General features: G+C 33.7%; 13 protein-coding genes. 4 read left to right on the top strand and 9 right to left on the bottom strand.

Annotated elements, in window-relative coordinates; all coding sequences use genetic code 11:
* Positions 1-681: 681 nt before the first annotated feature.
* The 3 genes from AC3Y25_RS23665 to AC3Y25_RS23655 all read right to left on the bottom strand — a co-directional run bounded on the left by AC3Y25_RS23665 (position 682) and on the right by AC3Y25_RS23655 (position 3,278).
* Positions 682-1,335: an HD domain-containing protein gene (locus AC3Y25_RS23665; protein ID WP_489904451.1), complete on the bottom strand. Its 654-nt coding sequence runs from the start codon at positions 1,333-1,335 to the stop codon at positions 682-684.
* A 155-nt stretch (positions 1,336-1,490) separates the two neighbouring features.
* Positions 1,491-2,486 carry an acyl-ACP desaturase gene (locus tag AC3Y25_RS23660; RefSeq protein ID WP_489904450.1) on the bottom strand — a complete coding sequence of 332 codons (996 nt, stop codon included), beginning with the start codon at positions 2,484-2,486 and terminating at the stop codon, positions 1,491-1,493.
* Positions 2,487-2,531: 45 nt separating this feature from the next.
* Positions 2,532-3,278: a lysophospholipid acyltransferase family protein gene (locus AC3Y25_RS23655; protein ID WP_201999254.1), complete on the bottom strand. Its 747-nt coding sequence runs from the start codon at positions 3,276-3,278 to the stop codon at positions 2,532-2,534.
* A 125-nt stretch (positions 3,279-3,403) separates the two neighbouring features.
* Here AC3Y25_RS23655 and rnpA point away from each other — a divergent pair, with 125 nt between their 5' ends.
* The 4 genes from rnpA to AC3Y25_RS23635 all read left to right on the top strand — a co-directional run bounded on the left by rnpA (position 3,404) and on the right by AC3Y25_RS23635 (position 7,171).
* Positions 3,404-3,808, top strand: a complete 405-nt coding sequence (gene rnpA, locus AC3Y25_RS23650) for a ribonuclease P protein component (protein ID WP_427875650.1) — start codon at positions 3,404-3,406, stop codon at positions 3,806-3,808.
* A 70-nt stretch (positions 3,809-3,878) separates the two neighbouring features.
* Complete coding sequence (locus AC3Y25_RS23645; RefSeq protein ID WP_489904449.1) at positions 3,879-4,724, top strand: DUF4349 domain-containing protein; 846 nt, start codon at positions 3,879-3,881, stop codon at positions 4,722-4,724.
* Between the two features lie 2 nt (positions 4,725-4,726).
* Positions 4,727-6,364 (top strand): S41 family peptidase, encoded by a 1,638-nt coding sequence (locus AC3Y25_RS23640; protein ID WP_489904448.1) that lies wholly within the window; start codon positions 4,727-4,729, stop codon positions 6,362-6,364.
* Positions 6,365-6,367: 3 nt separating this feature from the next.
* A complete protein-coding gene (locus AC3Y25_RS23635; RefSeq protein ID WP_250834683.1) occupies positions 6,368-7,171 on the top strand; it encodes an OmpA family protein in 804 nt (267 codons plus the stop codon).
* 93 nt (positions 7,172-7,264) lie between these two features.
* Here the strand turns inward: AC3Y25_RS23635 and AC3Y25_RS23630 are convergent, their stop codons facing one another.
* From AC3Y25_RS23630 to AC3Y25_RS23605, 6 genes are all read right to left on the bottom strand, one after another.
* Positions 7,265-7,711, bottom strand: a complete 447-nt coding sequence (locus AC3Y25_RS23630; RefSeq protein ID WP_489904447.1) for a GNAT family N-acetyltransferase — start codon at positions 7,709-7,711, stop codon at positions 7,265-7,267.
* Positions 7,712-7,870: 159 nt separating this feature from the next.
* Positions 7,871-8,512, bottom strand: coding sequence for a DUF1579 domain-containing protein (locus tag AC3Y25_RS23625; RefSeq protein WP_489904446.1), 642 nt, complete (start codon positions 8,510-8,512; stop codon positions 7,871-7,873).
* Between the two features lie 167 nt (positions 8,513-8,679).
* Positions 8,680-9,648, bottom strand: a complete 969-nt coding sequence (locus AC3Y25_RS23620) for a DUF4837 family protein (RefSeq protein ID WP_379795116.1) — start codon at positions 9,646-9,648, stop codon at positions 8,680-8,682.
* A 46-nt stretch (positions 9,649-9,694) separates the two neighbouring features.
* Positions 9,695-11,512, bottom strand: a complete 1,818-nt coding sequence (locus tag AC3Y25_RS23615) for a lytic transglycosylase domain-containing protein (protein WP_489904445.1) — start codon at positions 11,510-11,512, stop codon at positions 9,695-9,697.
* Positions 11,513-11,622: 110 nt separating this feature from the next.
* Positions 11,623-12,810: a phosphoglycerate kinase gene (locus AC3Y25_RS23610; protein WP_489904444.1), complete on the bottom strand. Its 1,188-nt coding sequence runs from the start codon at positions 12,808-12,810 to the stop codon at positions 11,623-11,625.
* A 158-nt stretch (positions 12,811-12,968) separates the two neighbouring features.
* Complete coding sequence (locus tag AC3Y25_RS23605; protein WP_248728792.1) at positions 12,969-13,925, bottom strand: PorP/SprF family type IX secretion system membrane protein; 957 nt, start codon at positions 13,923-13,925, stop codon at positions 12,969-12,971.

The raw sequence follows: 13,925 nt of genomic DNA, 5'->3' as shown, positions 1-13,925 counted from the left end.
GAGCCCGATACAATATCGAGCTCATTATTATCAAACTTAATTATAAATTTGTCTAAACTTTTGGGTGCAGTCTATTTTTGAATGGCTTTTTTTATGAGTGAAAATGTCTTATTCTGTTGTTTTAAAAACCTGCAATAGCTTATTAGTATATTTTCTAAAACTATTTTTGTCTTCTAAATTTATTAAAAAATGACACCAGAAGATAGAATGGAAGTAATACGAGACAACAGAGTTGCCCGATTACTGTGGTTTGCAATAGGTTTTTTATGTGCAACAATTATTACTTATTTTATAATGAAACATCATCATTAATTTTTTATCGATTTTATCTAATTAAGAATATAGACTGTAACTTTGACTTAAAGCGAAAACTATGATTAAAAAATGCCTTATTATAATGTTTTAAAAGCTTTTCAAGGCACCATAGCACCTTAAGTAAAATTATTTTTGAATTATTAAAAATACATTTGAAATGACTAGGTTTGAAAAAAGGGAAATGATCAGAAACATTAACATAACTAGGATACTATGGTTTTCAATTGGTTTTTTATGCGCTTTTGTAATAATGTGCTTTTTAAAATCCCGATTATAATCCTTTAAAGCTTCTGATATACCTTATCACAAAATAAAAAACGGCTGTAATGTAGAGCCGTTTTTATATTAATAATCTGAATGTAATTTCTATTTCAACCCTTCCCACTCGGCATAAAACTGAGCTAGAAAAGTTTCCATAAAACGATGTCTTTCTGCAGCGATTTCTTTTCCTTTTTCGGTATTCATTTTGTCTTTAAGCAGTAAAAGCTTTTCGTAAAAATGATTAATGGTTGGAGCATTGTTCTTTTTATACTCCTCTTTTGTCATATTGGTCAACGGCTCAATTTCCGGATTATACAAAGCTCTGTTCTTAAATCCTCCATAATTAAATGCTCTTGCAACACCAATTGCACCAATTGCGTCAAGACGATCAGCATCTTGAACAATATCCAATTCGACAGAAGAAAACTTTCTTTCGAAATTTCCGCCTTTATAAGAGATATTTTCAATGATTTTGACAACATGGGCAATTGTATCCTCAGCAACATTTTCTTTCTCTAAAAACGCTCTTGCTGTTTTTGGCCCGATTGTTTCGTCTCCGTTATGAAATTTACTATCGGCAATATCATGCAATAAAGCACCCAATTGCACCACTGTAAGATCGCACTCTGTTTCTCTGGCAATCAAAATTGCGTTCTTATAAACTCTCTCAATATGAAACCAATCATGTCCGCCTTCGGCATCATTTAGTTTTTCTTTAACAAAAGCAATGGTTTTAATAATCAGTTGTGAATCGCTCATATAGAGGTTTTTACAGTTAATAAAAAATGTTGATTGTCAAAGATTTTAAATCTCCAACAACCAACAAATATATTTTAAAGCAACGATGTTGCGTTTTTAAATTCCAAATTTTTTAAATTCCAATCTAAAATCTAAAATCTAAAATCTAAAATTTTTTAAAGTCTCGCAGGTTCTACCCATTTGAAGATATGTGATTCTTGTGGGATCACAATTCTTTCAGAGATTTTCGCCATACGAGCTGGCAATTTCATTAAGTAATCACGAGCTTTTTCTGCTTCATCAGTCAAATTAGAAATTTTATCAATTTCCCATTTGTTGATTAATTTCTGCATGATTTCAACATAATCGTTTGCAGTGTAAACACCAATACGCTGTGCTGAATCTGAAAACTGTTCAAAAGCTGTACTTATTTTTTGACCAGATTCTCTCAAGAAGTGAGCCGGCATAACAATTTTCTGCTTCATCATGTATTGAAAAGCCAACATCATTTCGCTTGGATCCACTTGGAAAATTCTAGTAACAAATTCGCTATAAGCGTGGTGGTGACGCATTTCATCTCCTGCAATCATTTTACACATTTTAGACAACTTGTTATCGCCAAATTTCTTAGCGATCTGCGCTACTCTATTGTGTGAAACATAAGTTGCTAATTCCTGAAAACTAGTATATACAAAGTTTTTGTATGGGTCAGTTCCAGTTCCAATATCAAAACCGTCGTTGATCAAATGCTGTGTCGTCATTTCGATTTCACGCATATTCACACGACCAGACAAATACAAGTATTTATTTAAAAGATCTCCGTGGCGGTTTTCTTCTCCTGTCCATTGTTTTACCCACTTAGCCCAACCGTTTCCTTGATTTCCTTCTTGCTGATCTATTCCTTCAACATCCATTAACCATGACTCATATGTAGGCAAGGCTTCCTCAGTGATAGTATCACCAACAAGCGTAACCCAGAAATCGTACGGAAGTTCTTTAGCAATCTCGCGTAATTCTTTTACCTCTTCAAAGAAGTTTTCTCCTTGAGAATTTGGTAAGAAATCCGACGGCTGCCAAATTTTTTCCACTGGAATTAAATACTGTTCAACGAAGCTATCCACGTTTTTTTCCAAAAACTGCATTACTTCTAATCTAATGTTTTTTATAGACATTACTTATTATAGATTTGAGTTGTACGTTTTAGCTCGGACTAAAACTTAAACTTGTTTATATTCATTTATTCCTTCTTTAACTGCTTTTTCAGTTATCTCCATTAGCTCTTCAAACTTGTAATCTTTAACAGCCAAAGCTTTATGAGCAGTAAACTTCAGGTGATTTCCTAAACCAACAGGAAAAAAACCAAACTTTACCATTTTCCAAGAATTATTGATGCTTACCGGTACAACATACGCAGATGGTGCATATTTGCATAAAATTTTTAAACCGCTTTGCGCAAATTCTTTTGGTACTCCCGTTTTACTTCTTGTCCCTTCTGGGAAAATAACGGCAGATCTTGTATTTTTTTCGATATATTCAGACAAGCCTTTAATAACGGGTATCGCTTGTTTAGGGTCTTTTCGGTCAATTAAAACAGATCCTCCGTATTTCAAATTAAAAGAAACACTTGGAATTCCGCTTCCTAACTCCTTCTTACTTACAAATTTACAATGAAAACGTCTAAAGTACCAAATCATTGCCACGATATCGTACATACTTTGGTGATTTGCCACAAAAATAATTGGCACACCCTTCGGAACCGTGTCCACGCCCTCAATTGTATATCTTGTCCCGACAAGATTAGTACATTTTAAGAGACAGAAATTTAAATAATCAACACTTTTTTTGTGAGCCTGGTAGCCAAAAACATTTAAACAAATCCACTGAATTGGGTGAAAAACAGCCAAACACAAACCAAATAATAAATAGTAAATTACCGATATGGGATAAGAAATAATTTTTTCCATGCTTCAAAAATTAATGCGCAAAAGTAGTAAATATATTTTTAGACTTATTAAAATTGAAAACAATAACTGTTTTTATGGTTTAATTGTACCTTTGCACTAGAATTTGCAAATTTTTTCTGAATTAAATGAACTTTACTTACCCTAAAAACGAGCGTTTAAAAAGCAAAACGACAATTGGACTACTATTTTCTAATGGAAAATCGGTGTCCAAATATCCGCTTCGTTTGGTTTACCGTCAAGCGGAAGAAAATTCAGAAGAACAAACCAAAATTGGCGTTTCGGTTTCTAAGAAATATTTCAAGAAAGCCGTTGATCGAAATTACTTCAAAAGAGTTTTGAGAGAAACCTATCGTTTGAACAAACATTTACTTTTAGATAATCTGGATCAGCCGTATTCGATAATGCTTTTTTATCAGACCAAAGACCGTTTATCTTACGAAGAAATCAACACCAAAATGATTCAATTGTTTGAAAAATTTGCAGCTCAAATCAATAAACCTCAAGATTCTGATACGAAAACAGAAGCGTAAATTTCAAAACGTAAGATTATTAATCAAGTTAGACAAAAAAATCGTAGTTTTAGCTCTAAATTGAAATTTTATGCGTCAACTTTTCTTTTTATTTGTTTTTTTCTTGATTCTTTCTGGATGTAGTAAATCTTACGAACCAGAAACAAGCGCAATCTCTATTCAATCAGTAAAACTTCCTGCAAAAGCAGAAAGTGTTGCTTATGACAAACAAGCAGATCCATCATCTCCACAACCACCACCGCCAGTTAAAGAAAAAACAGAACAAAAAATCATAAAAGAAGCCACTTTACGATTTGAAACCGATAATTTGGAAAACACTTTCAATCAAATTCAAAAAGCTGTCTCAAGTAACAAAGCTCGAATTATTAACGATTCTGAAGGAAAAGATTATGGAACTGTTTTTAGAAATCTTATTGTAAAAGTACCAAGCCAGAATTTTGACCGTTTTATAAGTGACGTTTCTAAAGGTGTTTCTTACTTTGAGGTCAAAAACATATCTGCCGAAGATGTTACTGAACAATATATTGATCTTACTTCAAGATTAAAAACCAAGAAAAAGCTGGAAGAACGTTATCTAGAAATTTTAAAGAAAGCGAACAAAGTCAGTGAGATTTTAGAAATTGAAGAACAGATTTCAACTATCCGCGAAGAAATTGAAGCCAAAGAAGGACAGCTAAAATATTTGGAAAGCCGTGTTTCTGAAAGCACAATTACAATAGAATTTTATAAAACGATTGCCGAAAAAGAAGGCGTTAAAATATCTTACGGTTCAAAACTTTGGAACGCTGTTAAATCTGGATTCTATACTTTATCTGATTTATTGATTTCACTATTAAGTGCTTGGCCGTTTGTAATATTATTTGTTGTATTTGCCTATTTTATAAGAAGAAGATTAAAAAGAAGAAAAAAAGAATAATCATGTATCCGTATTTCAAAAAGAAATTTATTATACCAGTCGCTGCGGCGGGAATGTTGTTTGTTGGAACCAGTTTTAAAGAAGACTTTTTTGAAATTGCCAAACAAATTGAGATTTTCACCACTTTGTTTAAAGCCGTAAACACCAATTATGTTGACGAAACCAATCCCGGAGATTTGATGGATAAAGCGATCAAAAGTATGCTGGCCAGTCTTGATCCGTATACGGTTTATTTTAACGAACAAGATGTTGTAAACTTTAAAATCAACAATACTGGAGAATATACAGGAATTGGCGCTTTGATTTCGAGAAAAAAAGATCGCTTAATTGTTCGTGAACCTTATAAAAATTATCCTGCCGATAAAGCGGGACTTAAAGCTGGTGACGAAATTATTCAGATTGGCGATGTTCTGATTGCTGATTTTAAAGATGATGCCTCTCAATTATTGAAAGGAACAAAAAACACTAAAATCAACATCAAATACCTTCGTCAAGGAAAACCAAATACTACCGTTTTGGTTTTGGATGAAGTAGATATTAAATCGGTTCCTTTTTACGGAAAAATAGATGATAAAACGGGTTATATTGTTTTAGCGCATTTTAGCAGAAAAGCTTCTGCCGAAGTGAAAGACGCATTGGAAAAACTAAAAGCCGACGGTGCCAAGCAAATTGTTTTGGATTTAAGAGGAAATCCAGGTGGTTTATTAAACGAAGCCATTGATATCTGCAATTTGTTTGTTCCGAAAAATGAAGTAATTGTTACGACTAAATCTAGAATTGAAAAACACAACAACACTTATAAAACACAGAAAGAACCAGTTGATACTGAAATTCCTTTGGCAATTTTAGTAAACGGAAGAAGTGCTTCGGCTTCAGAAATTGTTTCGGGTGCTTTGCAGGATTTGGATCGTGCAGTTGTTTTAGGAAGCAGAAGTTTTGGTAAAGGTTTGGTACAGCGTTCTGTTGATTTAACTTATGGAACCCAATTAAAAGTAACCATTTCAAGATATTATACGCCTTCAGGAAGATGTATTCAGGCTTTGGATTATGCACATAAAGACAAAAATGGCGTAGCGCAAAAAACGGATGCCAAAAACTATAACGCTTTTAAAACTAGAAAAGGCAGAACCGTTTATGATGGCGGAGGAGTTTTACCAGATATAGAATTGGAAGAAGCAAAAACCAGCTCAATTGCTACTGCTTTAATCAAAAATGATGGTGTTTTTGATTATGCAACAACATATTATTACAAAAATCCAAATTTAGGTGATAAGATTCCGACTTTGACCGATGCAGATTATACTGCTTTCAAACAATATCTAAAAACTAACAAAATCACTTTTGACACAGAAACTGAAGTGGCTTTGAAAAATACTTTAGCTGCAGCTAAAAAAGAAAAAATAGACGAGACCATTACTGCCGAATATCAGCAATTGTTAAATGCTTTAGAAAAAAGCGAAACTACTTTACTAGATAAAAACCAAAAAGAGATTAAAAACATGATTTTGGAAGAATTGATTAAAAGATACCAATATCAGGAAGGTTTGTATCAGTATTATTTAAAAAACAATTCTGAAATTAAAAGAGCAGTTAGCGTATTAAATAACCAAACAGAATATAAGACGATTTTAAAAATGTAGTGAATGAAGATAACTCTAGCCTTGATTCTTTTTTCATATTATACAGTAAACGCACAACAAAAACCTGTTGAAACTATTTATTTTGAATTCGACAAGTATGATTTGACAGAAAAGCAAATCAGTGTGGTTTCTAATTTTATAAAAAACATAGACACTTCTAAAGTAGAGTCTATACAGATTTATGGCTATTGTGATGATCGCGGAAATGATGAGTATAACTTTAGATTGTCAAACAATCGGGCCAATACGATTCAGGATCTGTTGATCAAAAAAGGGTTCAATCAAAGTAAAATTGTTATTCTGGAAGGAAAAGGGCGTGTTGTCGTAAAAGCAGATACGATAGAAAATCTGTACGAAACACGTCTCCGAAATCGGCGGGTTGACTTAATTGTGGTTAAAAAGAATAGTTTCGGAAAAGGAATTCACACTTCTTTCAAAGACAAGTTAAAAGTAGGCGATAAAGTTTGTCTGGAATCTATTTTATTTGAAATTGGAAGTGCCAAACTAACTCCTAATTCTAAAAAAGAATTGGATAAAATTGCGACAACGCTTCAAGATCATCGAAACTTAAATTTTGAAATACGCGGACACGTTTGCTGTACACCCGAAATTTACAGCGACGGAATTGATAGAGCTACTAAAGAAAGGAGACTTTCTTGGAATCGTGCCAAAACTGTTTTTCATTATCTAATGTCTAAAAAAGTATCCAAAAGCCGCATGACCTATATTGGATGCGGCAATAGATATCCTTTAGGCCGAGGCGATACTTACGATCGGCGGGTGGAGTTTGTGATTACTAAAATTTAGTTTTTCTAAGATGCTAAGATGCTAAGATTCTAAGTTTTTTTTACTTATTGGAATATTCTAAAAAATCCTTGTGGATTTTTTACTTCATTTTAATCATTCTCGAATCATCTCGATATGCGGAATATCATCTTCTAAATACATTTCGCTTGTTTGAACAAAACCGTGGCTTTCGTAGAATTTCTTCAAATACAATTGTGCTCCAATCGTAATTTTATCTTTTCCAAAATTGGATTGAATTTGAGCTATAGCTTCTCGCATTAATTCGTGTCCCCATTTTTTGTCTCTGTAATTTTGATCTACAACGACTCTTCCGATCGAAGCGTTGTCGAAACTAATCCCCGCATCAAATAAGCGCGAATAGGCCACTATTTTACCTTCAAATTCACCGATAAGATGCAATGCTTTCTTGTCTTTGCCATCAAGGTCTAAATAAACGCAATTTTGTTCGACTACAAAGATCTCACTTCGCAATCTGAGCAAATCATATAACTCATGAACCATTAACGCCTCAAAAGGCTTTATTTTCCATTTTAATTCCATTCTTCTTTGTTTTTGCCACAAAGGCGCGAAGGCGCTAAGTTATATATTTTTTTAGCTGTGCTAAAGTTTCTTATAGAAATCGCAAAGACACAAAGTTATATTTCCTAGAATAAATCTTTGTGTCTTTGCGCCTTTGCTTCTTTGTAACTAACTAGAAAACTACTTTTTCGTCATTACGATTTCCATGCTTTTATATTCAGTTCCGTTTTTTGTATCGTACATTTCCATTTTTCGGGTTTTAGCATCTACGATGGTGTAAACTTCTCTGTACTTTGTATTTTTTGCTGTTACGGGATCGGCCATTTCTCCGTCGTAATCTATACTCTTAGTACTTTCATTATACTTTCCTCTGCCAATCATCATTCCAGTTCCCATATTATCAATAAATGTGGAGACGTATTCTTTGCTCGCGTTATTATAGCCTACTGTTCCTTTACCATCAAATGGCTGTCCCATCATAGTTCCTTTGTAAGTTGCTTCTTGAAAGCGTCCGCCTAAGATCATTTTGATTTCGGCTACACAAGTTTCTTTTTCAGGTTTTGCATTGGCATCCGACCAAAATGTCATATCACAATTCCATGTTCCAACTTCATCGGCCAGTATTTTATGCGGATTTCCAGGTGTTGCATATTCTTGCCAAGCTTTCATCTGCGCTGCAGAATCTAATGGTGCTTCAGCAACTGGTTCTTCCGTTTTAATAGAATCTGTCGCTGTTGTAGGTGTGGCTTCTTCCTTCACTTCTTTTTTACAAGAAATAAAACACAGCGTTATTAGTGCTAAGGTTGCGGTTAATTTTTTCATAACTAATTGTTTTTATGTTTGTTATGAATAAAAGTACGAAATTTTTTGTTTCAGGTTTCAAGTTTCAAGTTTCACGTTGACAAACGGAACGAATTGAACCGCAAAGAAACTTGAAACTTTAAACCTGAAACCTGAAACCTGAAACTTGAAACAAAAAACAAAACTACCTATCGTTTGTCTATTCTGACTGTTTTAATAATGGCTTCAAGTTCTAGCATTAGATCGCGTTCTTGATGTGAGGGTGAATAAGAGAATCCTTCAATAACCAAAACGCGATTAAAAGTTGGGTCTATAATGGCATAATTGATAAATGGTCCAGTCATGAAATCATTTTTCAATTCCCATGTTCCTTTTGTTTCAAAGGCTTCTTTATTGTCCAACATTATTTTTGAGAAATAAGGTGCGTAAGCTTCGCTGGTAATCATTTGTGTATTGGGTTCACGTCCCTGAATGTATTTACCGATTGAATCACGCATTTTGACAATAGCATTTACAACGTCTTTTTTCTTCTTGAAATTATATAGCGGAATCTGGTAAATTAATAAACTGGTATTACCACTGATAATTTCCTTTTTAAGCCAAATGAATTTCTTTTTATGCAACATGTATTCATATCCTGTCGGGATTTGAATATTGATGTGGAATTTGTTTTTTATGATGGCTTTATTTAACAGGGAAGCACTGTTATCTTCTTGAATTTTCTGAATTTCGGCATCGTGAATAATTTTGATTATTTGCGGTGCGTTCAGTTCAAGACTGCATATAATATCGTCTACCGATTTTCCGTAAATGCGAAAGGTATTGTGAGGAAGGGTTGTGCTTCGAATAATTTCGAATTTCTCTGCGTTTGTTTTTTTGACTACAATGATACTTCGGCTGTCGGTAACAAAACCTTCAAGCAATCTCGCAGGATATTGATTAATGGTAAAAAGCGGCTCTTCTTGAGTAAGTCCAAGAACAGGTGAGGCAAATTTATTTCTAATACTATCGCCTACTTCTCCGTACCACAACTGATCATCAATAATGACCGAAATGGTATTGGTCTTTCCAGAAACTGTTTCACTTTGTTTTTCACTTTTGAAACAAGAAGTCAGGAAAAATGGAATTAATAGCAATAAAAAATGGGTTTTATTCATTTTTTTAATTTATGAAATAAAACCCAAATTTAATAAGATTTTTCTATTATCCGTTTATTTTAAGTTTCATTCCCGGTTTAATATCTTCATCTTTAATATCATTCCATTTTTTAATATCAGAAATTGTTACTCCAGGATATTTTTTAGAAATGCTGTATAAAGAATCTCCTTTTTTAACGTAATAATCTTCACTAACGTTTTTAGAAGGTGCTTTTTTCTTGAATGAATCAACCGAGTTTGATGCAATTGCTGTTGAAGCCGGCTCTTCTATAACTATTGCTGCTTTAGAAATAATAAGTGTTTTTCCTAAACCAATGTTATTTGAAGTTAAATCGTTAAGTTCTTTTAACTCCGCAATAGTCGTACCGAATTTCTTTGCAATGCTACCTAAATTGTCTCCAGCTACTACAACATAGTCCACATCGACTGCTGTTTTCTCTTTATTTTCAGCAGCTGCGATTGCTTCTTCTTTTTTATCTACAATTGCATTTGCTTTAATAGCTGATGGCGTTGGCTCTTCCGATTTAATTTTTAAACTTCTGCCAATTGCAACGGCATTTGTTTTTAAATTATTCCATTTTTTAATCTCGCCAATGCTCACATTATATTTAGAAGCGATTGCACCTAAATTATCTCCTTTTCTAACTTTATAAAATTCGAAATCTCCATTATCAATCGCAGCAGGTTTAACTGTTGCAGGTTTTGCTTTTGGAGCATATTTTACAGCTAATCTAGAAGATGTCGATCTAAATTCTGTATTGTGTTTTACGTAAGCATAAATTTGCTCTTCGTTTGATACAAAGGTTGCTACTTTATCTTTCGGAAGTCTGATAAAATGCTGTTCTCCCTGATAAAATGGAACTACTCCCATTTTGTATGACGGATTTAAAAGCTGAATCTGTGATTGTGGCATGTCTAACAAATCGGCAATCTGTTTGAAAGACATTTGATTTTTGATTGCTACAGTATCTGTTTCAAAGTTTTTAACCACAGCTCTTTCCGGATTGATTCCGTGTTCTTTGTGGTATTCAAAAAGGTACATTGTAGCTAAGAAAGCGGGAACGTAACCTTGAGTTTCTTTTGGAAGATAATTACGAATCTCCCAGTATTTTGTTTTTCCTCCAGAACGACGAATTGCTTTAGTAACATTTCCTGGACCTGAGTTGTAAGAGGCTAAAACCAGTTCCCAGTCGCCAAAAATATTGAACATTTTGGTCATGTATTCTGAAGCTGCTGCTGTAGCTTTAAGAGGATCACTTCTTTCGTCGATATAAGAATCGATTTTTAAAGCGTATTGTTTTCCGGTTCCGTACATAAACTGCCAAAGTCCCGTTGCGCCCATTTTAGAAACTGCTTTAGGATTTAAAGCAGATTCTACAACGGCTAAATATTTTATTTCCAAAGGAACGTTTTGTTTGGCAAAAGCATCCTCGAACATTGGGAAATAATATTCTGATAAAGCCATTAATCGAGAAAACGATTTTTTACGGTTCTTAAGAAATGACTTTATTATATTTTCTAAACCTTGATTGTATTCTATCTCAAAAGGTGATTTCTGATTCATCGCCGCCAAACGCTGTTTTAGCAATTCGGTTGGGAGTTCTTCATCAACAGTAACATCTTTGTTAATGGTTTGAATGTCTTTGGTCAGATCATCATAAATATCTAGACTTACCAATTCGTTCATCCAAAGACTGTCTACTTTTGTAGCTAAATGATCTTTCTTGAATGTACTTTTAATAGAATCTAAATATGAAAGCTTAACCTCTGGCTTCAGTTCTACATCTGTCTTTGCCGTTTCCTGTGCACAGACAGCTAAAGAAAAGAAAGCGGAAACCACTAATGATAATTTTTTTACAATCATATAACATTATTTTAAAATTCTGTAATTCAATCTATTACAAGAGTTGTATTTTTGCAAATCTAAGCCCTTTATTGAAGAAAAGTGTTTAAAAAAATGTTAATTGTGATATTTTAGTCTAAAATCGCTGCGATTCCAGGTAAAATTCTTCCTTCTAACATTTCTAGCATTGCCCCGCCACCAGTGGAAACATAGCTCATTTTGTCTTCAAATCCGAACTGTTTTACTGCTGCAACAGAATCTCCACCTCCTACTAAAGAAAATGCTCCATTTTCTGTAGCTTCAGCGATATAATCTCCTAATGCGATTGTTCCTTTAGAGAAAGTTTCCATTTCAAAAACTCCTAATGGACCATTCCAAAGAATTGTTTTTGACTCTAAAATAACTTTTTTGAAGTTCTCTAAAGATTTTGGACCTGCATCTAAACCTTGCCATCCTTCAAGAATTGCAGTTACGTCTACAACCTGAGTATTTGCATTGTTTGAGAAATCGTCTGCAGCAATAACATCAACAGGAATATGTACCTGAACTCCTTTTTCTTTTGCTAATCTTAAAATTTCTAGAGCCAAATCTAATTTGTCATCTTCGCAGATAGACTCACCGATTTTTCCTCCTTGCGCTTTAATGAAAGTAAAAGTCATTCCTCCTCCAATAATCATGTGATCTACTTTATCCAAGATATTTTCGATAACAGTGATTTTAGAAGAAACTTTAGAACCTCCAAGAACAGCAGTTACAGGTTTTTCACTGTTTTTAAGAACTTTATTTAAACTTTCAATTTCTTTTGCCAATAATGTTCCGAAACATTTTTTGTCTTCAAAGAATTGTGCAATAATTGTAGTAGATGCGTGTGCTCTGTGAGCTGTACCAAATGCATCGTTTACATAAATATCTCCAAGAGAAGCTAATTCTTTAGCGAAAGCTACATCTCCTGCCTCTTCTTCAGCGTGGAAACGTAAGTTTTCTAATAAAAGAACTTCGCCTGGTTTTAAATCTTTTGCTGCTGTTTGAGCTGGTTCTCCAACGCAGTTTTCAGCAAATTTTACTTGAACTCCTAAAATATCAGAAGCTGTTTTTAAGATATGTTTTAGAGAGTATTTCTCTTCTGCTCCTTTTGGTCTTCCAAGATGTGACATTAAAATCACACTTCCGCCTTGTGCTAAAATAGCATCAATTGTTGGCTTTGCAGCTTCAATACGTGTTGTATCTGTTACATTAAAATTCTCATCCAATGGCACGTTGAAGTCAACACGGATAATTGCTTTTTTATTTTTAAAATCGAAATCGTTTAAAGTTTTCATCTGCTAATTTTTTTAATTTTTTGAAAGAATAACAAATATAGAACTTTTAATGAAGTCTAAATTTCAAAAATCTAAAAATAATCCATTAATAAAAACGAAAACGTTGTAAATTATGAAAACAAACAAAATAATTCTCAAAGATGATAAAAATTACTTGTCTAATCGTGAACTGGACTTTGTGTACAAGGACAGTTACTGATAGATTGTAAGAAATCGAATCCTATTGTGATGGAATGTGTTCCTGTGTTATACGTTCCAAGTCCATTAAACATTAACTGGTAAGAGTATGCAAAATAGAATTTAGATTTCATAAAACCAGCCATTGGTCCCATTGCCAAAGGTTTAGGAAACTGGTCATTTAAGAAACGGTAAGACACTCCAATCCAATAATAATCTTCGTAACGATTGTAACGTCTGTACTTGAAGTTAAAATCTGTTGTAGAACGCTGGTCATTTGCAAAGTACTGTAAGAAAACCGATGGTTCGTATTCGATACGTCTGTTTTCTCCATCTTTAAAAGTGAATCCAGAATATACCTGAAAGTTCGATAAAAGATCTGGCTCGTTTGTTCTTTCAAGACTAATATTCTTTTTCAATACGTTGTTGGCATTGAAACTAAAATAAAACCCTCTGTTACGATACAGCGCACTAAGATCAAAGTTGTTATTTGATGTACGACGATCGTCTGTTATCCCTCCGTCAGTTCCCGTAAAATTATTGGTTTCTAAACGAAAAGTATTGATGTTATACGAAATACCAAATGAAAGGTATTGTTCTGTACGGTAATCTAAGATCAAGTGGTGCGCAAATGAAACTTTGGCTCCCGTTTGTCTCGTATTACCATTGCTATCATTATACAATGACAAACCAACTCCAGAACGATCTAAAACACGAAAATCTGCATACAATGACTGGTTATCTGGTGCGTCTTTAATTCCGACCCACTGTGTTAAACCATTGGCTCTAATACGGAGATTATCTCCAATACCAGCATAAGCAGGAGAAAGAATAAAAGGGTTATCAGCTAAATACTGGGTAAACACCGGTAGGTTTAACTCTTGGCTGTAACTTGTTGTTACAGCCATGAGTACTAAGGATAAAATAAGCTTTTTCAT

This window comes from Flavobacterium sp. LK-23 (genome assembly GCF_058135255.1).
This window is presented reverse-complemented; position numbering and strand designations above follow the sequence as displayed.